Source organism: Flavobacterium piscis, assembly GCF_031457575.1.
Lineage (GTDB): Bacteria > Bacteroidota > Bacteroidia > Flavobacteriales > Flavobacteriaceae > Flavobacterium > Flavobacterium piscis_A.
The window spans coordinates 110,663-137,145 of the sequence record NZ_JAVDWQ010000013.1 but is presented as its reverse complement, the minus strand read 5'-3'; the positions used below and the strand labels follow the sequence as shown (position 1 = coordinate 137,145).

General features: G+C 36.5%; 13 protein-coding genes. All 13 read left to right on the top strand.

The features are described 5' to 3' along the window. Positions 1 to 945: 945 nt before the first annotated feature. The 13 genes from J2W48_RS17390 (at position 946) to J2W48_RS17330 (ending at position 26,309) form a co-directional block, all read left to right on the top strand. Entirely contained in the window at positions 946 to 4,101 is a 3,156-nt protein-coding gene (locus J2W48_RS17390) for a SusC/RagA family TonB-linked outer membrane protein (protein ID WP_310282962.1), read from the top strand. Positions 4,102 to 4,146: 45 nt separating this feature from the next. Continuing rightward, positions 4,147 to 6,249 (top strand): RagB/SusD family nutrient uptake outer membrane protein, encoded by a 2,103-nt coding sequence (locus J2W48_RS17385; protein ID WP_310282961.1) that lies wholly within the window; start codon positions 4,147 to 4,149, stop codon positions 6,247 to 6,249. Between the two features lie 500 nt (positions 6,250 to 6,749). Next, positions 6,750 to 10,388 carry a rhamnogalacturonan lyase family protein gene (locus J2W48_RS17380; protein WP_310282960.1) on the top strand — a complete coding sequence of 1,213 codons (3,639 nt, stop codon included), beginning with the start codon at positions 6,750 to 6,752 and terminating at the stop codon, positions 10,386 to 10,388. A 277-nt stretch (positions 10,389 to 10,665) separates the two neighbouring features. Then, complete coding sequence (locus J2W48_RS17375) at positions 10,666 to 11,685, top strand: family 43 glycosylhydrolase (protein ID WP_310282959.1); 1,020 nt, start codon at positions 10,666 to 10,668, stop codon at positions 11,683 to 11,685. Between the two features lie 4 nt (positions 11,686 to 11,689). Further along, positions 11,690 to 12,016 carry an L-rhamnose mutarotase gene (gene rhaM, locus J2W48_RS17370; RefSeq protein WP_310282958.1) on the top strand — a complete coding sequence of 109 codons (327 nt, stop codon included), beginning with the start codon at positions 11,690 to 11,692 and terminating at the stop codon, positions 12,014 to 12,016. A 30-nt stretch (positions 12,017 to 12,046) separates the two neighbouring features. Continuing rightward, positions 12,047 to 14,485 carry a DUF4982 domain-containing protein gene (locus J2W48_RS17365; protein ID WP_310282957.1) on the top strand — a complete coding sequence of 813 codons (2,439 nt, stop codon included), beginning with the start codon at positions 12,047 to 12,049 and terminating at the stop codon, positions 14,483 to 14,485. Positions 14,486 to 14,496: 11 nt separating this feature from the next. Beyond that, complete coding sequence (locus J2W48_RS17360) at positions 14,497 to 15,579, top strand: PKD domain-containing protein (protein WP_310282956.1); 1,083 nt, start codon at positions 14,497 to 14,499, stop codon at positions 15,577 to 15,579. 23 nt (positions 15,580 to 15,602) lie between these two features. Then, a complete protein-coding gene (locus J2W48_RS17355; RefSeq protein WP_310282955.1) occupies positions 15,603 to 16,880 on the top strand; it encodes a DUF4861 domain-containing protein in 1,278 nt (425 codons plus the stop codon). A gap of 32 nt (positions 16,881 to 16,912) precedes the next feature. Then, a complete protein-coding gene (locus J2W48_RS17350) occupies positions 16,913 to 18,265 on the top strand; it encodes a glycoside hydrolase family 88/105 protein (protein WP_310282953.1) in 1,353 nt (450 codons plus the stop codon). Between the two features lie 449 nt (positions 18,266 to 18,714). Continuing rightward, on the top strand, positions 18,715 to 20,055 hold the full coding sequence (locus tag J2W48_RS17345) for a TolB-like translocation protein (RefSeq protein ID WP_310282952.1): 1,341 nt from the start codon (positions 18,715 to 18,717) through the stop codon (positions 20,053 to 20,055). A gap of 211 nt (positions 20,056 to 20,266) precedes the next feature. Continuing rightward, positions 20,267 to 21,595, top strand: coding sequence for a rhamnogalacturonidase (locus tag J2W48_RS17340; protein WP_310282951.1), 1,329 nt, complete (start codon positions 20,267 to 20,269; stop codon positions 21,593 to 21,595). Between the two features lie 545 nt (positions 21,596 to 22,140). Beyond that, entirely contained in the window at positions 22,141 to 24,582 is a 2,442-nt protein-coding gene (locus J2W48_RS17335; protein ID WP_310282950.1) for a glycosyl hydrolase 115 family protein, read from the top strand. A gap of 359 nt (positions 24,583 to 24,941) precedes the next feature. Beyond that, positions 24,942 to 26,309, top strand: a complete 1,368-nt coding sequence (locus J2W48_RS17330) for a sulfatase-like hydrolase/transferase (protein WP_310282949.1) — start codon at positions 24,942 to 24,944, stop codon at positions 26,307 to 26,309. The last annotated feature ends 174 nt before the right edge of the window (positions 26,310 to 26,483 follow it).

Below are 26,483 nucleotides of genomic sequence, written 5' to 3'. Positions count from 1 at the left end.
AATAATTATACCCAATGGATTAATAAAGTAAAAATAGATGTAGTTTGCGAAATTGCTATCCTGTAGCGTCCTGTTTGTTTATTATTGACAAGGATTTAATAGATAATCAATAAACTATGTACTTTAGTTCTAAATGGTATAAAAAAATATTAGCCACGAATTACACCTGATTAATTTGTGAAAATTTGTGTAATTCGTGGCTAATAAATAGTGTTACAACCTTACAGACTTTCAGTTTGCCAACCAAATCTATGTACTTTCAGTCCCTTGTGGTTTAGTTTCTCATTTTATTATCTCAATAAATTAATTACAAAAAGATATTCTATCAACGTTTAATTCAATATATAATATATAATTTACAGAATTTAAATCTTGTTAGTCAGTAATTTAAGCTATTTGTGATATTTAAATAATAGAGTTTAATAAATAAAAATACTAAAAACCAGCAGGATACTGCAGGATGCTATCAATTTCTGTTCTGAATAGATTTGAAAATAGTATCTGACCGAAATTAAAATTTTGCCCTCATTTTTTTATTTTTTTTAAAGGAAGCCGTCTCATTTTGAGACGGTTTTTTTTATCAAATTTTTTAAAATGACAAAAATTTTGAGCCACAATTGTTTTTGCTATTGCTATTATAACAGGAGTAATAATTGTAGAGAGAACTATTTATATTATTGTTACCATTTTAGGGTTAAAAAAATATTATGTCTATAAAAAATGTATTTTTTTTTAAGTTTTAATATTTATTAATTTCCTGATTGGTTTAACTTATAAATCAACTTGTTAAAGATTTTTTTTGACTAAATAAAGCAAATATTTTATGTAAAATATTGATAATTAAGACTATAAAAAATAATATCTACAGGATAGTACAGGATAGAATGGAAGCTACTTCTGGATAAATTTGATATAACTAATAAATTAACCAAAAATTAACTTTTTATGAAAAACAAATTTAGTCTTCTGTTATTATTGACCTTGTTTGCATTAATGCACACATCAGGTTATGCGCAGAACAAGGTGGTTAAAGGTACAGTTTCGGATGCATCCGGATTGCCAATACCGGGAGCAAATGTACTTCTTAAAGGAACCAAACAGGGAACAAGTACTGATTTTGATGGTAGATATTCTATCAGTGCAGGTGTAGGACAAGTTTTAGTTTTTTCATCTACTGGTTCTAAAACTGTTGAAATGACAGTTGATCAGAATTCAGAAATTAATGTAAAACTTACAGATGATGTAGCGCAGCTTAATGAGGTTGTTGTTGTGGGTTACGGTACACAAAAGAAATCGGATGTAACCGGAGCTCTTGTGAGTGTAACTGCTGAACAATTAATGAACCGGCCGGTAAACAATGCGCTTGAAGCCTTACAGGGAAAAGCTGCCGGAGTTGATATTACTACTAATGAGCGACCTGGAAGTCTTGGTACGGTTCGTATTCGTGGTGTTCGTTCTTTAACAGCAAGTAATGATCCTTTATATGTTGTAGATGGTGTGCCTTTGATGTCAGCATCAGCAATAGAAACTCTTAATCCAAGGGATATTGAATCTATGGATATTCTTAAGGATGCTTCTGCTACTGCTATTTATGGATCACGAGGTGCCAATGGGGTTATTATAGTTACTACTAAACAAGGAAAATCAGGCAAGTTCGCTTTAAATTATGCAGGTACGGTTACTGCTTCTGATGTTGTGGACAGGGCTCCTTCAATGAGTGCTTCTGATTTTATTACATTCAGGCGTTGGGCTGCATACAATCTTGATGCAACAAAGTATGCACATCCTGATTCTCCGACTTTTGCAAACGATAATTTGATTTTTGACAGTGCATTAGATGGTCAGACATCAAGGGATAATGTATTGAAAGGATGGGCAGGCGGAACCTGGGATCCTTCTAAAGTAACGAATACTGACTGGATTGATATGGTAACACAGGCAGGAATCAGTAAGGAACATACTATAAGCGCAAGCGGAGGTTCTGAAAAAGTAAACACCTATGGTTCAGTTGGTTATCTGGATAACGAAGGTACTCAAAAAGGACAGTGGTATAAACGTTATACGGCAAAACTTACTTCCAATATTACCCCGGCTGATTGGTTCAAAATGAATGCCTCTTTAAATGTGTCATGGAGTGAGCAGGATTATGGAATGTCAAGACTTGGGGCGCGAAGCGGTACAGCTCCGGATGCAATTTATGGAGTGACTAAAATGCTTTATAATATGGCTGTTCCTTATGATGCAGATGGTAAATTGATAATTAACCCGGGCGGTGAGTCGGGAGTTTACACAACTATAAATGAATGGGAGAACAGCACACAGCGATCACAAACATTACGTGCTTTGGGTAATTTTTCAGCCACTTTTGATATTGGTAAAATATGGGAACCTGTAGAAGGCCTTAGTTATAAAATAAATTTCGGACCTGATTTCCGCCATTGGAGACAAGGTTCTTATATTGATGGAATTTCATCATTAAGAATTAATTCTGATGGTAGTCCAGGTACTAATTATGCGCGTCTTCAAAACCGTCGCGATATTTCATGGACTTTAGATAATATGATTACCTATGATCGCACTTTTGCAGCCCTGCACAAAGTTGGTCTGACTTTACTGCAAACTGCTTCTTCATGGGATATTGAAGAATCATCAATGAGTGCTAATAATATTCCTAAACGTTCCTTTTTGTGGAACTCGATGGGCTCTGTAGATATGACGAATCCGGCAAATAATGCCAGTATGGGTTCCAATCTTATTAAACGCCAGCTGAACTCATATATGGTTCGAATGAATTATGGTTTTGACAATCGTTACTTGCTGACTATGTCCGGACGTTGGGATGGAGCTTCACAATTAGCTGACGGATACAAATGGGAATTTTTTCCTTCTGCAGCATTAGCATGGCGTATTAATAACGAAAGTTTTCTACAAGATGTAAATTGGATTGAAAACCTGAAACTTCGTTTAGGTTTTGGTACTACAGGTAACTCGTCAATTGATCCGTACGAAACAAAAGGGCGTATTAGTTCTATATATCTTCCTTTCAACGGAATGAGCAACCAAATAGGCTTTACTACTAATGAACCTTATTATACTTCAACTCAGGTTGGATTGGCTAATAAAAGATTGGGGTGGGAAAAAACCACTCAATATAATGTTGGTTTAGATTTTAGTTTCTTAAACAATAGAATCAGTGGTAGTATTGATGCTTACAAATCCTATACAAATGATTTATTAATGGAGGTAAAAATCCCAACATTATCAGGATATCCTTTTACAACTTCTAATATTGGTAAAACTAATAATCATGGTATTGAGGTTACCCTTAACTTAATTCCTGTAGAGACTACAGGAGGGTTTGTCTGGGAAACCAACTTAAATGGGGCGTGGCAAAAAGATGAAATAGAGGAATTAGCTAATGGTGCAAATGACATGATAGACAATACATGGTTCATTGGTGAATCTATTAATGTTCGTTATGGATTCGATAATCAGGGTATGTGGCAAAACACACCTGAAGATCTTGCGGAAATGGCAAAGTGGAATGCTAATGGAGCTACGTTTACACCAGGGAATGTACGTCCGAAAGATCAAAATGGGGATTATAAAATGGATGTTCAGGATCGTGTTGTTTTAGGTAACAGCAATCCTAACTGGACAATGGGGTGGAATAACAACTTTAGTTATAAGGGGATTGAATTGGGAATAAATCTTTACGGACGTATGGGGTATATGGCTTCATTAGGTGGTGAGGCTATGACAGCTCACTCTAATCAGCGTGAAGTTGATTATTGGAGACCGGATAATACAGATGCTGAATTTCAAAAACCTATATTAGGTCAGGCATCTTCAGGTTCACAAGATGCTTTTTCCGGACTTTTGGGTTTTCAGAAAGCATCATTTGTAAAAATTCGTAATATTTCTTTGGGTTATAATTTCTCTAAAGATTTTACCTCGAATGTTGGATTAGCGAATATGAAACTTTATTTACAGGCTGTAAATCCGGGTAGTATCTATCAATCAGTAGACTGGTATGATTTTGATACCAATGCTACTTATTTCAACCGCAGTTTTGTTATGGGAGTTGAAGTAGGGTTTTAATAAAATTAAATTGTAACGACAAAGTATAACAATAAAAGTAAAAAAATGAATAACATAAAAAAATTCGGAGTTGGTCTTTTGATTATAATGGGGCTATCATTTGCTTCCTGCTCGAAAGATTTTCTGGACGAAGAATTGACCAATCAATATTCGACAGACTATTTTGACACATCTGAAGGTCTTCAGGCTTTGACACTAACACTCTACGGTAATATTCGTTGGCATTTTGGTTTTGAATGGTCATATGCTAATACGCTATATGGAACAGATGAGTTTACCAATGCAAATGACCTGACTAATGAAATGTGGAACACCTATGACAACCGTTTTGGGCCATTAGGAGCGACCACTTCTACGGGGGCGGCTAATGGTAATGCTTCCTCTGTTGCCATGCTTTGGGATCAAATGTATTACGGAATTGCATCTGCCAATACTATTATTGCAAAAGCAGAAACAGCAATTCCAGATTTAAAAATTAGAAATCGATGTCTGGCACATGCTTATTTTTTAAGAGGGTATAATTATTACAGACTAACGGCACAATATGGCGGGGTTGTTCTTCAGACAGCACCGGTTGAAGGGGTTGTTCGTAATTTTACCCGTTCTACAGATGAACAATGCTGGGAGCAGGTAATCTCAGATTTCCGTAAAGCTTATGAGCTTTTTGAAGGTGAAGTTTATACGTATGGAAAAGGAATAACCTGGACCAAAGCAACTGCTGCTCATTTTCTTGCAAAATCTTTATTATTTCGTGTTTCAGAACGTAATGCTTCCTGGAACAGTGCTTATAAGGATGCAGATCTTAATGAAGCTATAGCGGCTTGTACGTATGCTATTGGCGCACGTGGACAGCTAACTGGCAACTATAGTGATTTGTATGCTAACTGGACAGGAATTGATTGCCCTAATGAGCAACTTGATGAAATATTGATGGCAGCTGGTCATAATGGAGATGAATCAACAAAAGGCCGTTTTGGAAACCGTACTTATAACTATTTTAGTCCTCAATTCTCCAGTTTTTCAGGAGGTTGGGTAAGACGTGGTGTATGGATTGGAAGTATGGATTTTCAGCGTTGTCGTCCAACTGAATATAGTTATGCTGTATATGATCATGTGAATGATGCACGTATGTGGAAAACTTTTAAAACTGTTTATGGCACCAACAATGTAGTAAATGCCAATTTGGGTGTTAAGGCAGGAGATCCGGGTATTGTAATGATATTAAATACCAAGAATGATAATACCTATAATGCCTATACATTTGGGGCAAATGTTCAAAATCCGACTTGGACAGATGAGGCCGGTCGTTTGCCGGAATGGAGTGTAACCGCCAGACAAACACCAACTGCCGGATCCTTAACAAGTATAGTTGGCAAGTATGTACCAAATTCTTTAGTTTTGTATCAAAACGGGCAGTATGTTGCCCCTACATTTAAAAACCAACCGATTTGTAACTTCTATGCAGGTATTAATAAGACAGATGATGGTTCTCGTACGGCAGAAAGAGGCGATGCACACCGTGATGTAATTATGGCACGCCTTGGAGAAACTTATCTTGTACGTGCAGAATGTTATGCTCGTTTGCAGGATTATGGTAATGCAATGAAAGACATAAATACGGTAAGAGCAAGGGGCCAATGGAAAAGCGGAGAAAACAGATCGTATTACAGTGATGGTTCACAGGCATTTAAAGTAAATGCATTAAATACAGGCACTGCAGCAGCAAATTATATAAATTCAAATTTAGATATGAATACTTATTATTTGTCTAATCCGGGAGTGCCTGTTACAACAGCTGCTTCAGATTTAAGATTATTAACTTTCCCGGCTAACCTGCCAAGTGAAGACGAAGAAGTTTTGACTAAAGTTGGTGCTGCAAGTGAGTATGAACGTGCTTTACATTTTATTCTTAACGAACGTACACGTGAATTGTTAGGTGAGTTTCAACGTTGGGAAACGCTTTCACGTACCGGAACATTAATAACACGGGCAAAAGCATTTAATGCTGAAGCAGCAACAAACATTACTGCAAACAAACATGAATTACGTCCAATTCCACAAACCTTTATTGATGGTTTGTTAAATGAAGATGGTTCTAATTTATCAGCTGCACAAAAAGCTGCCTGGCAAAACCCGGGCTGGAATTAAAAATCTGTTTAGTTTTGTTTTTTTGAAGGTACCGTCTCATTATTTTATGAGGCGGTTTTTTTTTGTTTATTGTTATATAAAAAGAATGCAAGTTTATTCTGTAGTATTTTATACCATTTAGAAATATAAAATAATCCAATTTTTTAACTCCCTCTCCTTTGCTTTACCAGTTCGTTTTCGCGCGCGCGGAGAGGGCTGGGGTGAGGAAAACAAAAAACTGTTTTATGTTTCTAAATGGTATAAATCCAGAATTTTAATTTTTTTGACATTTTATAAAAATCGGAAATAAAAAATTGCAATATTAATTTTGTTAAAATTTAAGAGCTAAAGACAATAAAAACAACTCGATGTAAGTTATTGATTTTCAGTATTTTGTAATTTATTTATTGTTGAAATAGACTGTAAAAATCTAATTTACAGAAAATTAGCAGGGTAGAGCAGGACAGTATTAAATAATTATCCAAATAATTTTATACTACTAACCTTTTAACCAACCTTTTATGAAAAAACAAATACCTTTTACGTGTACACCGATTCTTTTTCGGAAAACAATCTTCGGAGTTATTTTTTTTACAATTTTAAGTTTTTTGACTGCTCAAAATTCATTTGCACAGAATTGGAATATCCTGGGCAATGAATCTCAGATATCTTCGGATGCCTCTGCTTACACCTCTATTGCCGTTTTGAATGATGTTCCTTATGTTGTTTTCAGGGAAGCGACCGGACCTGTTGTGAAAGTAAAAAAAAGAAATACTGCCACTGGAAATTGGGAACAGGTGGGCAATGACATTGGTGCGAACCTTACGTTTTCCAGAATTTCACTGGATAAGACAAACCAACTATTCGTTACTTATGTGGATGCTGGGAATGGGAATAAATTAGCCGTTAAAATTTATAATTCCATCACCGATACTTGGGAACCATTGAACAACGATACCAATAATCTCTATGTTTCAACTGGTTCGGTTACTAATGCTGTTTCTCAATACGGTTCAACACCTCGTTGCTCATTGACTTTCGATTCAGACAATAATCCCTATATTGCTTTTAGTGATAATGGGACATTAACTCCTTATGTTAAAAAGTTTGATGGGAATTCGTGGGTTACCATAGGCACAATTCCTTTAAACACTACAACGAATGCTTCTCAAATAGCAGTGGCAGTTAGTCTTGTAATTGATGAAGCTGATGTACCATGGCTGGTATTTTGCAGTTTGGCTTCAGCTACATCTTCTACCGGGACTATGGCTTTTTACCAATTTAGCGGAGGTATCTGGAATTATATTACCCCAACAGTTACTGCCAGTATTCGTCATACTAGTATGGTAATAAATTCAGTTGGTAATCCTGTTATTGTTTATTTTAATACAGCAGATTCTAACAGAGCTACTGCTATTGAGTATAATAAAACTACTGCTGCCTGGAGTTCCAGTACAAGAATAGCTTCCAGAGATTCGCCCAGCTTAAGTATAATCAAGGATATTTCAGGAAATCTGTATTGCTCTTTTATTGATAACGTAAGCAGTACACCTACATATTCGGCTCGTGTGTTTAAACAGATAGCTGGTGCAACTTCATGGACAGAAATGAAAGACCCAAGTGTTCTTACAACAGGTATTGATGTGAATACAGGGAATTTGACCATTGCAGCAGGAAGCCAATATCCCTTTGTGGTTTATACAAAAGCAAATACAGCAGGCATTATAACTCCTATTGTCAGAACCTATGTTCCGGCTCCTCCGCCAGCAGTACTGACCACAAATGCTGTCACTAATCTTACTTCAACTACGGCAGAAACCGGAGGCGATATTACCTCAGACGGAGGAACGGCAATTACAGAAAGAGGAATCGTTTACAGTACAGGCAATAATCCAACTGTAGCAAATACTAAAATTGTAGCCGGTACAGCCGGTACAGGCAGTTTCTCGGTAAACATTCCCGGGCTTACACCTGCCACTTTGTATTATGTAAGAGCTTATGCTATTAATGGCGGTACTACTTATGGCGAAACCATTAGGTTTAACACTCCGGCATTACCAGATGCGGTAGTCAATACACCTAAACAAGTAGAATTTTTAAACCGCGGTGTAGTGGCTTTGCGAAAATCTGCCAATGAGGTGTTTATCAGCTGGCGATTGTTAGGAAACGACCCTTCAGCTATTGCTTTTAATGTGTACAGAGATAATGTAAAAATCAATGCAACACCTGTTACAACTTCTACAAACTTCATTGATAACGTTTCAACAAACGGTACTTATACAATAAAAACGGTTATTAATAATACGGAAGGAATTGCAACAGCTCCTGTTTCGGTATGGGCAAATAATCAGTTGTCGATTCCCTTGCAGATTCCTTTGGGCGGTACTATTCCGGACGGGACAGCATATACTTATACAGCCAATGATGCAAGTGTTGGTGATGTTGATGGGGACGGCGAATATGAAATTTTCTTAAAATGGGATCCTACCTTATTAAATCATAACGGAGGAGGATTCTCTGGAGAACAAATTTTTGATTGCTATAAGTTGGATGGAACTTTACTTTGGCGTATCAACTTAGGTAAAAACGTAAATGCCGGTCCACACTTCAGTCAATTTATGGTATATGATTTTGATGGAGACGGAAAGGCAGAGATGATTTTAAAAACGGCTGACGGAACAATTGATGGTACTGGAATTGTTATTGGAAACGCTACTGTCGATTATCGAAATTCAGGCGGATGGGTGCAGCAAGGTCCTGAATTTTTGACTGTTTTCAATGGTTTAACCGGGGCGGCTATGGCAACAGTTGCGTATCAGCCTGCGAGAGCCAATACTGCCGACTGGGGAGATAACTACGGAAACCGTCAGGATCGTTTTGTTTCTGCAGTAGCGTATTTAGATGGTGCTCGTCCGAGTGTTATTGTAGGACGTGGATATTACGATAAATTAATGCGTGCGGCTTATGACTGGCGTGATGGGCAATTGACGCTTCGATGGATTTTCGACAGTAAAGATGCGAGTGATCCGGCCAATAATGCTTATTCAAGCCAGGGAAATCATCAAATGACGATTGGCGATGTAGATGGCGATGGAAAAGACGAAATCATCAATGGTTCAAGTGCTATTAATGACGATGGAAAGCGTCTTTGGACATATGGTCAGGGGCATGGAGATGCGCTTCACATGTCGGATATGGATCCCGATCGTCCGGGTCAGGAAATTTGGCAGTGCCTGGAATCGGAAAGTCAATATAGTCCTTATGGAATAAGACTTAATGATGCCAAAACAGGCAAAATGATATTTGGTGCCGTTACTACCGGAGATGTCGGTCGTGCTTTAGCAGCAGATATTGATCCGAATCACAGAGGTTATGAAATGTGGAGTTCTTCAGGAAATTTGTATAATGTTCAGGATGGACAAATTGGCACAAGCAAACCAACAAACGGAAGCCAGGCTGTTAACGGTGCTGTCTGGTGGGATGGTGATTTAGGCCGTGAACTGCTTGACGGAACCATTATGGATAAATGGAATCCGGCTACACAATCATTGAATCGTTTGTTTACAATATATCAGGCTGCTCCGGTTTCTTCAAATAATGATACGAAAAAGAATCCTGCTCTTACTGCTGATATTTTAGGGGACTGGAGAGAAGAAATTATACTGCGCCGAACAGATAATACTGCCTTAATTCTTTTCACGACTAATATTACCACGGATCATAGGATTTATACTTTGATGCATGATCCTCAATATCGTACGGCAATTGCGTGGCAAAATTCATCTTACAACCAGCCACCGCATCCGGGGTTTTTCCTTGGTTATGATATGGCTCCGGCACCTGTACCGAATATTGTTATAAAAGACATTTCGAATTTAGGAACTAAAAAACCAGCGGGCTCAATAACGGCAGAAGTATTGGTGTATCCAAATCCTTCGTCGGGACAATTTAATGTTCGATTTAATGGTTTCAAATCATCTAAAGCCACTGTTGTAATTTCAGATATCAACGGACAAATTGTAGTTCAAAAAGAAATTAAACTTTCAGGTAATGAACAAAATGCTGTATTTACTATCCCTAACCGCAATCAGGGGGTTTATCTTCTAAAAGTAACCAGTGAAGAAGGAACAAAAACACATAAAATTTTAATTGAAAAATAACATCTGCAGCTATTTAGTGATTAGTGAACAGTTAGTAGTAATTAATTTTATAAACGTAGATTTTAACATTAAACATTACATAGAAGCTTAATTTTAATCTATTTAGTAGCAAGCTCTAAAAGCTAGCCGCTCTTTACTAATTACTACTGGCTATATGTTGAAAAAGAGGATTTACAGAAATTGTAAAACCTCTTTTTTTTAACTTTTAAATGGCAGTATAGCACAGGACAGTATTGGGATAATAAATAAATATATTTGAACAAACACTATTAATTTCATGAAATTTACTTCTATAAGCTTCAAAAAAATAGTTTTCATCCAACTTTTATTTTGTCTTCCAAATTTTGCTCAAAATACCACGCAAAAAGTAAAAAATGAAATAGCAGATAAGCCTTTATTTTGCGATCCTGTTTTTGACGGAGTTGCCGATCCAACTATAATTTGGAGTAAGAAAGACAAAAAATGGCTGATGTTTTATACGAATCGAAGAGCTAATATTAGTGGTAACGGAGTGAGCTGGGTACATGGAACCCCCATTGGCATTGCCGAATCAGAAGATGGTGCTCATTGGAAATATAAAACCAATTGCAATATAGATTACACCGTTAAAGATGTTACTTATTGGGCTCCGGAGGTCATTAAATGCAAAGGGAAATTCCATATGTACTTAACGATTGTTCCGGGCATTTTTGAAGATTGGAAACATCCGAGATATATCGTGCATTTGACTAGTAAAAATTTAATTGACTGGAAATTTGAGTCGCAGTTAAAACTGGCTTCCGAACGCTGTATTGATGCTTCAGTATTTCAATTGCCTGATGGAAACTGGCGCATGTATTACAATAATGAAAATGATGGAAAATCAATTTATTATGCCGATAGTAAAGATTTATACCATTGGACAGACAGTGGAAAAAAAGTAGTAAAAGACAGAGGTGAAGGCCCGAAAGTTTTTAACTGGAAAGGAAAAAACTGGATGATTACAGATCCATGGAAAGGCCTGGCTGTTTTTTCTTCTGATGATTTTATAAATTGGAAACGACAGGAGAAAAACATTCTTCAGATTCCGGGAACAGGAAAAGATGACAAAGTAATAGGCGGACATGCAGATGTTATTGTAAACGATGACAAGGCTTATGTTTTTTACTTTACACATCCCGGAAGAACACCTGAAAATAAAGGAATAGACAATTTTGAAACCAGAAGAAGCTCGATACAGGTTGCAGAATTAGAATATGTTAATGGCGAAATTATCTGTAACCGTGACAAGCCTGTTAAAATTAACCTTAAAAATTAAAAAAATGGCAAATAATACAATTCGAAATGCTTTTAAAATGAAATTAAAACCGGGTTTTGAAGCTGAATACAAAAAGCGACATGATGAAATCTGGCCAGAGTTAGCAAATTTACTTTCGGAAACAGGAATACAGGATTACAGCATTTTTTTGGATGAAGAAACCTTAATTCTTTTTGCGGTTCAAAAAATAAGTGCTGATTTTGACTTTGATTTATTGCCGAACCATCCTTTCGTAAAAAAATGGTGGGCATTTATGGGTGATATTATGGAAACGAATCCGGATAATTCGCCAATAGCGGTAGGGTTGAAGGAAGTTTTCCACTTAGATTAATTATTTTTGTAATTATTCAAAAAACTAACAATGCAATTTAAAAAATACGCTCTCATAATTCTTTCTCTTGTGCTAATTGGTTTTTCGGTTAAAGCACAGCAAAGAAACGTTACGGAATTAAACAAAGGATGGAAATTTTCCAAAGGGAAAAAAGAAAATGCTTTTCAGCAGCAATTCGATGATGCCAAATGGGAAACAGTAACCGTTCCGCATGATTGGGCAATCTATGGTCCTTTTGATAAAGAAATAGACAAACAAACTATTGCCATTGAGCAAAACGGAGAAAAATCAGCAACTGAAAAAACTGGACGAACAGGAGCTTTGCCTTATATTGGCGAAGCTTGGTACAGAAACGAATTTTCAGTTCCTAATTTGGATAAGGACAAAAAAGTACTGCTACTTTTTGAAGGTGCCATGAGTGAGCCAAAAGTTTTTGTAAACGGCAAAAAAGCAGGGGAATGGAATTACGGTTATAACTATTTTTATCTGGATGTAACCGATTATGTTTCAGGTACAGGGAAAAACAGTCTGGCGGTGCATGTTTCAAATTTAGGAAAGTCATCCCGTTGGTATCCCGGAGCAGGTCTGTACCGAAAAGTAAAATTGATTGTAAAAAACAAAGAAAGTATTGACCAATGGGGTATTTTTATTACAACCCCAATGGTTACAAAGGATTTGGCGAAAGTCAATATAAAAACAAAAGTTACTGGAGACAATCTTAAAATTATCATCAAAATAAAAGATGCACAAGGAAAAGAAATTGCAGAAAGTAAATCAGATGCTCTTTTCGGAAATGAATTTGAAGAAAATATTGCGGTAAAAAATCCAAAATTATGGAGCCCGGAAACACCTTATCTCTATACTGCGATTACCCAGATTTATTCAGGAGATGTTCTTAAAGACGAAACCAGTACCCGATTTGGAATTCGCACCATCAAATTCGAACCGAATAAAGGTTTTAGCTTAAATGGCGAAATCAGGAAATTCAAAGGAGTTTGCCTGCATCACGATTTAGGGCCAATAGGAACTGCAATCAACAAGGCGGCTCTGCGTAGACAATTGACTATTTTAAAAGACATGGGCTGTGATGCAATTCGGAGTTCTCATAACATGCCATCATTGGAACAGCTTGAATTGTGTGATGAAATGGGTTTTATGTTCCTGACCGAAACTTTTGACGAATGGGCTAAACCAAAGGTGAAGAATGGTTATAATAGATTCTTTGAAACCGATGCTGAAAAAGATATTATCAATCTGGTTCACGCGACCCGAAACCATCCCTCAATCGTAATGTGGAGCTCAGGTAATGAAGTTCCCGACCAATGGGGTGCTGAAGGAGTGAAGCGGGCAAAATGGCTTCAGGAAATTTTTCACAGAGAAGACCCAACCCGACCTGTAACCGTAGGAATGGATCAGGTAAAAGCCACAATGGAATCGGGTTTTGGAGCTATAATGGATGTTCCGGGACTAAATTATCGTTTACATTTATATGAAGAAGCTTTTAAGAAATTCCCACAGGGATTTATTTTAGGTTCAGAAACCGCATCAACAGTCAGTTCTCGTGGGATTTATAAATTTCCGGTTGAAAAGGCAGTTTCTAAACAATATGATGATTTTCAGAGTTCCTCTTATGATTTAGAATATTGCAGTTGGTCTAATTTGCCTGAAGATGATTTTATTTTACAGGATGATAAACCGTGGGTAATTGGCGAATTTGTATGGACAGGTTTTGATTATTTGGGAGAGCCTACGCCGTATGACGAAAAATGGCCTTCGAGAAGTTCTTACTTCGGAATAAGTGATTTAGCAGGTTTGCCAAAAGACCGTTTTTACTTGTACAGAAGCCGTTGGAACACGACTGATCAGACCTTACATATCTTGCCTCACTGGAACTGGGAAGGCAGGGAAGGGCAAGCAACACCAGTTTTTGTCTACACCAATTATGATAGTGCTGAACTTTTCGTGAATGGAAAAAGCATGGGAATTCAGAAGAAAAACAATGCAACGCCACAAACTAGATATCGTTTGATGTGGATGGATGTTAAATACGAACCGGGAACAATAAAGGTTATTGCTTTTGATAAAGATGGAAAAGCGGTTGCTGAGAAAGAAATACATACTGCAGGAAAACCCTATCAGATAAAACTCGAAGCTGACAGAAACAGGCTGGAAGCCAATGGAGAAGATTTATCTTTTGTAACCGTTTCTGTTGTGGATAAAAATGGAAATCTTTGTCCGACAGCCACGCAGCAATTAAAATTTAATGTTACCGGAAAAGGAACCTATCGTGCCGCCTGCAATGGAGATGCCACTTCATTAGAACAATTTCACTTGCCGACTATGAAATTATTTAGCGGTAAATTAGTGGTTTTGGTGCAATCGACAGAAGAAGCCGGAAAGATAGAATTATCGGTAACAGGAAAAGGATTAAAAAGCGGTAAAATTGTTTTGAATTCGGATAAAATTTAAAATGGATATGCATGAAGCTACATAAAAAAAATATATATTTTTGCGTTTTAATATTCTGTTTGGCTGTACAAGCATGGTCGCAGGACAACAGAAATTTTAAGATTTTTCAATTTCCGGCTAATCAAATCCCAACCATTGACGGAAAGGCTGACGACTGGAAAATAGTTCCTGAAAGTTATACTGTGGGTATGGATCAATTATGGGAAGATAGCGGCAAACACGTGAAGACAGATAAAAAAAATCTGGATGTAAGCGTAAAAGTTGCCTGGGTTGAAGGACTCAATCGCCTGTATTTTTTATATGAAGCGTATGATGATTACTGGGATTTTTCTTCGCCAGGCCTGCATAATGATACGTTTGAAGTCATTGTAGATGCCGATCAGTCAGGAGGACCGTTTATAGACAGGTTTCATCCCAATCCTGCATTAACAAACACAATGGATGCCTATTTTTCATATCATGGAGTTCACGCTCAGAACTATCATATTTTCACGCCTGCCGAAGGCAAAGACTGGACTTTGGTTTGGGGAAGCCAGCCCTGGATTAAGGAACTGCCGTATGCAAATGCTGCTTCTAATTATAATTTTAAACACGGAGAATCAGGAAAACTGACATTAGAATTCTGGATAACTCCTTTTGATTATGCAGGTAATGATCCCTCAAGAGCTGTAGAATCCATTTTGGAAGAAAACAAAAACATAGGGCTTTGCTGGGCAATTATCGATTATGATGATGTGAATAAGGAAGCCAACAACGGCTTTTGGAATCTCTCAAAAGAGCATAAAATGTACGGAAATGCCTCATACAGTCTTCCTTTTAAATTGATGCCTTTAGAAGAAAAATTCAGAAAAAACATTAGTGCCAAATGGACTTTCAACATTATTGATAAAAATAAGAGAACTGTAGGTTTCATTAATCAATCTGAAGGTGAAATTGAATCCTATAAATGGGATTTTGGTGATGGCAGTACATCATCAGATAAAAATCCGGTTCATGACTATAAAGAAGCCGGAAAATATATAGTGGTTTTAGAAATTGAAGGCCCAAAAGGGAAATCAAGATTATCTAAAATCTGGGATGTTGCAGTAAAATAATAGATAAATAAAAACTAAGAATAATGAAATCAAAAGTATGTCTGTCAATAGCTTTATTGGCTATGATTTTTACAAGTTGTAAAGTATCATCGGATTCTTCAATTGTTTTAACAAATGATTCGGATTTAGAATTATCGCAAAAAGCAATTTCGATAAAAAGGAGCGAACTAAATGCAAAAAGTATAGAAAACTTGTTTCCTGTTATTCTGCAAAATTCAGATACCATTCCGGCTCAGGTAAATGATCTTGATGGTGACGGCAAATGGGACGAGTTATTTTTTGTGACTGATTTTTCGGCAAAAGAAAAGAAAACAATAGTACTTAAATGGTCAAATGTTGATCCTAAATATACGGTAAAAACCAGTGCCCGATTCGGAAAAAGAGAAGCTGAAAATTTACCGGTGCAGCCCGCAACAGAAGAAGTGGTAATGGCTAATCAGGTCTATAAAAAACTGGGATTTCAAAAATACCAGACTGACGGGCCAACCTGGGAAAATGATAAAGTAGGTTTCAGGCATTATCTGGATGGAAGAAATTCAAAAGACGTTTTTGGAAAGAAAACCCCTGGAATTACACCTGAAGATGTTGGTATTAGCAGTAAAGGGGCTGTAGAAGATAATTACCATCAGATGCACGATTGGGGCAGGGATATTTTTCCTGTTGGAAGTTCGGCCGGATTAGGCGGATATGGATTGATTGTCGGAAATGAAATCAACAGACTTGGAATTCTGATCAACGATACTATAAATAACGTTGAAAAAACGACTTTTAAAATTGTAAGCGAGGGCCCTGTAAATTCGGTTTTAAGCTATAATTACCAAAATTGGGAAGCTTCAGGAAATAAATATCAGGTACAGGAAACAGCTTCTATCTGGCCAGGAATGTATGGTTATAAAAATACAGTTTCCGTAAATGGACTTAAAGGAAATGAAACTTTAGTGATTGCACTTTCCAACATTAATAATCAGAACCCACTACAGGTAATCGATGCCGGAGATTATGTTTGTTTTATTCAGCATGATAAATTAACATACGAAAGACAATGGATATTAGGAACCGCTATCCTAATTCCGAAAGAAAGCTACAAAGGATATATTGAAGCCCCTAAAACAGGCAAATTGACGGATTCCTATTTGATAAAAATGAGTGCAAAAAGTAACCAGCCAATTAGTTATTATCCAATAGCGGGTTGGGAATTAAGTGCTGATAAAAACTTTAAAGATTCAGCTTATTTCAGTAATTACGTAACCACTTTGGCGAAACAGCTTTCTGCCAAAATAAAGGTTGAAGTAAGCAAATAAACCAATTTACTACTATCTAAAAATACCTAACCATGACCTATAAATCAACCAAAATTATTACGCTATTTGCTTTGGGAATACTTGCTTCTGCAAATGCGCAGACAAACGATGCCACAACACCATTGCATTTGATGCAGCCCGATTACCCAACACCATATGTTATTCCGCAAAAAGAGGATATAAAAGTTGTGTTGGACAGAGTCTATAACTTTTTAGATAAAAATTCGGCTTCTAAAATTGTAAATGCCACAACAAAAGCTGAAATTAAGGATTATAAGAAAAACAAGGAAGACATCATTTTTGAGCCGGGAGCTTTCAGGCTGACCAGTTATGAATGGGGCGTTACCTATGCAGGAATGTTGTTGGCTTCTAAAGCTACGGGTGAAAAATATTTTGCCGACTATTCCAATAAAAGAATAAAGCTAATCGCTGATGTTGCCGAAAATATTCAGGAAAAAAACATCAAGGATAAAGACATGCTGAAGACGCTTCATCCGGAAGCATTAGATTTTGCCGGAGCACTTTGTGCCGCCTTTATAAAAGCCAAAAAAGACGGATTGAAAGCCAATATCGATCCTTTGGTAAATAATTACATCCATTTTATCAGTAAGGAACAGTTTCGATTAAAAGACGGAACTTTAGCCCGAAACAGACCTCAGGACAACACGCTTTGGTTAGACGACATGTTCATGAGCGTACCGGCATTAGCGCAAATGGGAAGCCACACGGGAGAAGTTAAATATTTTGATGATGCTGTAAAACAGGTTAATCAGTTTTCTAAAAGAATGTTCAACGAGCAAAAAGGTATCTATATGCACGGCTGGGTAGAGTCGATGGAGGTTCATCCACAATTTCATTGGGCAAGGGCAAATGGCTGGGCTATAATGACTATGGTGGAATTACTTGAAGTGTTACCTAAGAGCCATCCTGGGTATCCTCAGGTTTTAACACAACTTCAAAAACATATCGCCGGTTTAGTGCAATATCAACACGGAACCGGTTTTTGGCATCAATTACTGGATAGAAATGATTCCTATTTAGAAACTTCGGCAACTGCCATTTATACGTATTCTATTGCCAGAGCTATTAATCGTGGTTATGTAGATAAAATGACATACGCCCCAGCCGTTTTATTGGGTTGGAACGCCGTTGCTTCAAAAGTAAATGATAAAGGCCAGGTTGAAGGAACCTGCGTAGGAACCGGAATGGGTTTTGATCCTGCATTTTATTATTACCGCCCTATAAATGTATTCGCAGCTCACGGTTACGGCCCGGTTTTATTGGCTGGAGCCGAAGTAATCCTGTTGTTAAAAAACAGCCAGTTTCAGATAAACGATAGCGCAATACAATTAAAAATTGAAGGAAAAAATAATCTTCATAAGTAAAGTTAAGTGTTAGAAGTTGCAATAGAATAACTAAAATCATTCTCGCAAGACGCAAAGCCGCAAAGTTTTTTCACGCAGATTTAAAAAGATTTTAAACAGATTATCTCTTTATAATCTGCTTAAATCTGCAGAATCTGCGTGAAAATATTTTGATTCCTTAAATAAAACTTTGCGCCTCTGCGACTTTGCGCGATTAATTCATTCTCTAAATATAATTTATGACACTTAGTCGAACAATAAATATACTTTCCTTTATTCACCATAACAAATTAGGGGGTAAGTTTTAAATTGAATAGGCTCCAGCTTTAGCTGGGGTTAAAAATTAGATCAGTTAATCGGCTTTAGCCAAATTCAAAGAAAAAACTTTGCGCCTCTGCGACTTTGCGCGATTAAATCAACGGAGTAAAAAAACTCAGAGTCATTAAAAAGATTAATACTAAAAACATCCTATGAAACGCAACCCAAAAATAAATATACTTTTCCTGTTGTTCACCATAACAGCTTTCAGCCAGATTGGAACCCGTTTTCCATCAGAGAAAAAGATTATAAAAGACCCTGTTACAGGTGTCGATTTAATCTTTTTAACGACTAAATCTGCAGGTGATTCTAAAACATATCCAACGCATCCGCAATGGACAGCAGATGGGGAATGGCTGATTTTCAGAACCAGAAGAGCCAATGGAGAAGCAGTGGCAGTAAATGAAAAATCAGGCATAATGGTTCAGGTTACCGAAGGCGGTTATACCGGAACTTTATGCATGGCTCAAAAATCGATGAAATTGTATTTTATGCGCAAAGCAGATGGCGATAAGGTGCAGATCATGGAAGTAAATCTGGAAGCTGTTTTTAAAGACAGTCAGGCTGGGAAAATGAAACCTGTTTCGGCTTACGAACGTATTTGCGGTATAACAAATCCGGAAATGGGCGCTTCTGGTGATATGGCTTTGGATGCTGATGAAGAACGGGTTTATTTTAGAATAGGAAAGGAAGAAGCAGCAAGACATTTAGATCCCAATATTAAAATTGAAAAAAGTTTTGGTCCCAGAAATATGGGCGCAGGTCCGGGTGGAATAGCGAGTCTGAATATAAAAAGTGGGGAATTCACACATGTGGTTTCAGTGCCTTTTCAGGTTGGGCATATTCAATCAAATATCTGGAATCCGGGAGAGATTATTTTTTGCTGGGAAACCGGAGGAAAATCACCTCAAAGAACGTGGACAGTTATGGCCGATGGATCTGGCTTACGACCATTATATCCGGAATCTGATTTTGAATGGGTGACTCATGAAGCCGTAATTTCTAAAGACGAAGTAGCCATCGCAATTATGGGACATCGAAAAATAGACATTCAAAAAGATGTCCCTGCAGAAATAGCTGAAAACGGAGAGATTAGAAACCCAGTCAATCCGGGACAGGAAAGCAATTGGGGCAATACAGGAACCCGTGAAAAACCAACAGGTTTGGGAATAGTAAATCTTAGAACCCGTGAAATGATTATTGCCGGACAAACCAAAAGCGGCAGTGGTTTATGGCACGTACACGGTTCAGCTGATGGGAAATGGGCAGTGGGTGATGATTTCTCAAGGAGTTTATATCTGATTGACCGAAAAACAAACGAAATGATGCTGCTGACCACAGGACATAAAGAAACTGCTGCAGATCACATCCACCCAACTTTCAACAGAGACGGAACAAAAATCCAAATCCAGTCGGCTATGCTTTCTACAGATAACCGTACAATGAATATCTGTATTGTTCATGTGCCGAAAGAATGGCTGAAACGTAAATAAATGGATTCAAAAATAATTACAGTATAGAGCAGGATAGATTAGGCAACTGGATAAATTATATTTGATTTTAATCTTAAGTTTAAATTATAAGAATGTTTAATGTTGATTTTATTAGATAGGATTTTGTTTAAGAACTTAAGAAAATGGTGTCAATTATTCAGAACATCGTTTAAAAAATAAAACCTCATAAAATTTAAAAACCAAAAAAATAATGAAAAAATTATTGACCCTTGCAATTTGCATTTTGGCACTATCCCAGTCTGCATGTTCACAAAAATATAATAATGATACTTTTCCGGACGGAAGTGAAATTACCCCCTGGTTTAAAGATTATACCAAACTTCAATTGAAAGATTTAGGGAAACAATATACCATTACCGATTTTGGCGTAATTAAAGACAGTACCAAAATTCAGACAATTGCCATTCAAAAAGTAATTGATAAAGCAGCTAAAAACGGCGGTGGAGTAATTGTCATTCCAAAAGGAATATTTTTAAGTGGTGCTTTGTTTTTTAAACCCAAAACAAGTCTCTATGTGTCAGAGGGAGGAACTTTAAAAGGTTCAGATGACATTGCCAATTATCCAATTATGACTTCGCGTATGGAAGGCCAGAATCTGGATTATTTTCCGGCTTTGGTAAATGCTTATGGCGTGGATAATTTCTCTATTTCAGGAAAAGGGACCATCAACGGAAATGGTTATAAATATTATGAAGCTTTCTGGGCAAGGCGTAAGGAAAATCCAAAATGCACCAATCTCGAGGTTTCAAGACCAAGATTGGTTTTTGTATGGAACTCCAATAACGTGCAATTTCAAGATGTGAGAATGATCAATTCCGGTTTTTGGACGAATCATTTCTATAAATGCAATAATGTAAAACTACTTGATTTATACATTTTCTCTCCGCATTTAGAGATTAAAGCCCCAAGTACTGACGCAATTGATCTCGATATTTGTTCAAATGTATTGGTAAAAGGATGTTTTTTGTCTGTAAATGATGATGCGATTGCACTAAAAGGAGGAAAAGGACCTTTTGCCGATCAGGATAAAAACAACGGGCCAAATTCTAACATTATTATCGAAGATTGTAGATTTGGATTCTGTCATTCGGCATTAACAAACGGAAGTGAATCAATCCATAACCGAAATGTAATTATGCGTAATTGCCAGATTGACGGAGCAACAAGAATGCTTTGGCTGAAAATGAGACCCGATACACCTCAAAGATATGAGTATATCAGGGTGGAAGACATTAAAGGACAGGCAAAAAACTGTCTTGTTGTTTTGGCATGGAAGCAGTTTTTTGATTTAAAAGGCCGTCCTGATGTACCTGTGTCTTATGGCGATCATGTGACCTTGAAAAATATCGATATGAAATCGGATACGTTTTTTAATGTCGAAAAAGATGAGAATGTTCGCTTGTCTAATTTTACTTTCGAAAGCCTGAATATTGAAGCAACAAAAGCAACTGTAGACAAAAGCATTGTAGACGGAATTACTTTGAAAAATGTTTATGTGAATAAGCAATTAGTGGATTAAAAGTTTCTGTAGAGGCGCATAGCAGTGCGTCTACGCAAAGTAAACATAAAGTTTGACATTCCGAAGAACAAGGACACAAGCGATAGCGAACTGGCGAAGCAATCTCCGTAAGAAACTAAATATCCAGTATTTCATAAATTGTCGAATTTTAAACGGATTAAATATGTTGCTATAAACTAAACCACTCTGCACTGAAAGTGCAGAGGTTTGGTTGGCAGACTGAAAGTCTGCAAGGTTGCAGTACTTATTTATTAGCCACAAATTACACAAATTTTCACAAATTAATTAGCGCTAATTTGTGTAATTTGTGGTTAAAATATTTTTAGAAGCTAAAGCTAAATGCACTAAAGTGCATAGTTTTAAACTACTTCTGAGACCAATAAATCGTTCTTACGGAACTTTAGCGCAAAAGAGCCTTCGGCTCGGAACATATTGTAGCAACGGATTTTAATCCGTTGAAAACGTAATACAAACACAAACAAAAGTTCTGTAGGAACGACAAATAAAATCTGCATTCAATTGCAATGCAAAAAACAGCATTTAATATGAATAAAGTCATTGCATTTATTTTTACAATTTTAACTTTGTCATTATACAGTCAGAATAAAAATTCAGTTGATTTTTCAATTGCCGATTCCAATCAACTGACTTCAATTTATATTGACAAAAATTCAGATGCACTAATTGTTTGGGCTGTTAATGAATTGGCTGATGATGTAAAAGAAATAACCGGAAAACGACCGGAAATAATCCAATCTGATAAAATATCAAAAAAAGGAATTTATATCGGACAAGTTTCTTCTAAACTTTTTAAATCTAAAGCTCAGCTCAAAGAACTAGCTAATCAATGGGAGAAATTTTCGATCAAAAAAGAAAAAGATAATCTTTTTGTTGTTGGGAGCGATGTAAGGGGAACGGTTTACGCCATTTTTGAAATTACAGAACGTTTGGGAATTTCTCCATGGAAATGGTGGGCAGATGTGAATCCTATCAAAAAAGAAAAATTAGTTCTGAACATTCCTCAAAACGGAATAGTTTCCTTACCATCAGTACAATATCGCGGTATCTTTTTAAACGATGAAGATTGGGGATTGGAACCCTGGGCGGAAAAAACATTCGAACCGGAAGTCGGTAATATCGGCCCCAAAACCTACGAGAAAATATTCCAGTTATTACTGCGATTAAAAGCCAACACCATCTGGCCTGCGATGCATCCGTCTACAAAAGGTTTTTTTACCCTTTCGGGGAATAAGGAAATAGCACAGAAATACCATATCGTTATCGGATCTTCTCATGCAGAACCCATGCTTCGCAACAATGTTGATGAATGGAAACCTAAAATTCACGGTGAGTATAATTATTTTACCAATAAAACCCAGGTCGATAAATACTGGCAGGACCGTCTGGATGAATTAAAGTCTGCAAATAACCAAACAATTATAACGTTGGGAATGCGAGGTGTTCATGACAGTAAAATGGAAGGTGCCAAAGATCTGAAAGAATCAATTGAAATGGTCGAAAAGATTATTGTGAACCAGCGTGAGATGCTTTCGAACACCTTTAAAAAACCGCTAAAAGACATTCCTCAGGCTTTTGTTCCGTACAAAGAAGTATTGGAATTGTATGACAACGGACTTAAAGTTCCGGATGATGTAACCCTTGTCTGGCCCGATGATAATTACGGATATATCCGTCGTTTAAGTAATGAGGAAGAACAAAAAAGAACAGGAGGAAGCGGTGTTTATTACCACATCAGTTATTGGGGAAGACCGCATGATTATCTTTGGCTGAGTACGACACAACCAGGATTGATTTGGTACGAAATGACCAAAGCGTATGAAAACGGTGCTAAAAAAATGTGGATTGTAAACGTTGGAGATATAAAGCCTTCGGAATACGATATGGAGTTTTTTCTGGATTTGGCTTGGGATATCAACAGCATCAAATCGGATGGAATCAGTCAGCACTTGAAAAATTGGATTACCAGAGAGTTTTCTCCTCTACTCTCAGACTACTTGGGTCCTGTATTTGAAGAATATTACCGATTGGCATTTTTGAGAAAGCCGGAATACATGGGATGGAGTCAGACAGAACCAACTACACCAATAAAGCTTTCCGATTTTACGGAAGAAGAATGTCTGGAAAGAATCAAAGCCTACGATGATTTGATTGACCAGGTAGATATGTGGAGTTCTGCTGTTGCTGTAGATGTCGGACCTGCTGTTCCTGATGGAAGAGAAGATGCTTATTTCCAATTGGTAACTTATCCAATTGAAGCGGCGGCCAATATGAACCATAAGTTTTTATATTGGAACCTGGCTGCTATGACAACCGATTTGAAACAAAAGGAAAATTATTTGAATTTATCGGCGAAAGCTTATGAGAGAATAAAAGAGCTGACCGATTTTTATAACACAAAAATGAGCAATGGAAAATGGAATCATATGATGTCTATGAAACCAAGAAATTTGCCTGTTTTTGATTCTATAAAAAGACCTGTGGTTTCACAAGAAGCTTCCGAAAAACCGGTTTCCAAATCAATTATCACAATCAAAGCAAATGATTTTGTTGCTAATAAAGACTCCAAAAACTACAAATGGAGAAGCATAAACGGCTTTGGATACAGCAACAATTCGGTTACATTGTTTCCGTTTAAGCATTCTTATTTTAATGAGGAGAAGCCCTCGGTTTCCTATGAATTTGAAATAGACAAGGCTGGCGATTACGAAATAGAAGTGCATTTAATTCCAACCCATGCCAATAACTTTGATCATGAAATAGGTATAAAAATAGACGGAGATAAAAGGCAGTCTTTTTCGATTAATACAAAAGACAGGGATAAAACATGGAAAGAAAATGTTTTAAGAAACAGTGCTGTTGTAAAACTTCCCGTTTCTATTACAAATAAAGGAAAACATACCATCAACATTGAGGTAAATCAAACCGGAATTGTACTTGATTATATAACTGTAAATTCAAAAATCTAATTTATTGGCTGTAATTCGTAAAAATATTTAACATATAGATTACAAAGTTTTATTTGTAAAAAAGGAAACAAAAATAAATCACTATAGACGTGCAATCCATAATTTAGTTTTTAACAGACTGAAAATCTGCGAAGTTTGCAGTATTTATTAACCACAAATTTCACAAATTTTCACAAATTAATTAGCGCTAATTTGTGGTTAAAATATTTTTAGAAAATAAACACATTTCTTTCACATAGCTTTTGTGTTTTTAATAAGTGAAACGCTTTTTTTATTATCCGAAACTATGTTTCTATGTGTTAAATGATTAGAGACAATAGGTTGAAGTCTAATCTTAATTAATTTTAAAAGAGTAAAGTATGAATAAAAAAATGCAGTTCCTTATCATAATATCATTTTGTTTTTCAGTTTCTTATAGTCAGGAAAATCAAAACACAGTAGGAGAAAAACCTAATATTATTTTGATTATTGCTGATGATGCCGGATGGAATGATGTTGGATATCACGGTTCCATAATAAAAACGCCAAATATTGATTTTCTAGCCAAAAATGGAGTAGAGCTGAATCGGTTTTATGCCAATCCAACCTGTTCGCCTTCACGGGCAAGTTTGTTTACAGGAAGACCTGCAAGCCGTATGGGAATTGTGGCTCCGATAAGTGATAAAAGTCAGTTTAAGCTTCCTGACTCAATTCCGACTTTACCTAAATTATTGCATCAAAACAATTACCAAACGGCACTTATTGGCAAATGGCACCTTGGATTGCAGCAAAGCAGTGGACCAAAAGCGTATGGGTTTGATTATTCATACGGTTTTTTGCATGGACAAATAGATCAATACACCCATCTTTATAAAAATGGGGATAAAAGCTGGTACCGAAATGGAGAATTTATTGAAGAAGAAGGTCATGCTACGGATTTAATTACAAATGAAGCGATTCAATGGCTTTCAGAAAAAAGGGATTTGAAGAAAAATTTCTTTTTGGAAGTGGCTTACAGTGCACCGCATTTTCCTTTGCAGGAAGAACAAAAATGGAAAGATCCTTATATGAATTCCATAAAAGACAGTTCCCGCAGGGATTATGCAGCTGCCATGAGTCATTTAGATTACAGTATTGGAATACTATTGGAGAAATTAAAAGAGCAAAACCTGGATAAAAACACCTTAATTATTTTTATGAGCGATAATGGTGCAATGGAAAACTGGGATTCCAAAAATGAGTACAATGGTATTCATCCATCAAATCCTGTTCTTGGAGATAATACACCGCTCAGGGATTGGAAAACATCCAATTATGAAGGAGCTATCAGGGTTCCCTGTATCTTTTATTGGAAAGACCATTTAAAAAAATACAAAAATGGAAGCTATATTTCAATAATAGATTTATTGCCAAGTATTTTGTTTTTGTCAGGTGATAAAAATCTTCCGAAAACTATCGAGGGAAAAAATGTCTGGTTCGCAATTTCAGAAAATAAAGAAATTGTAAATCAGGAAATTTATGTAAGAGGCCATTTGCAGGAATCATTAATTCAAAAGCCATGGAAAATAATAAGAACCCGACATGCTAATATTCCGGCAGATTATGAACTTTATGATATAGAAAAAGATCCTCAGGAAAAGAGTAATGTTGTATTGCAAAATAAAGAGATAGCTGAAAAAATGAAAATTGCCCTCGAAATTCAATTTAAAATGGACGCTAAAAAAGTAAATTATGAGAAAATTAAATAGATTTTATAGTTCTAACTGTATTTTTAGTGAAAAATATGCAGGTTGCGTTTTTTGTAATTAACTGGTTATTAGATATAAAACGTATAAAAAAAATAATAGTAACCCAATGCATAAAAACTGTGATAATTTTAACATAAAACTTACGTTAACTATAAAGCAAACTTTTATTTTTGC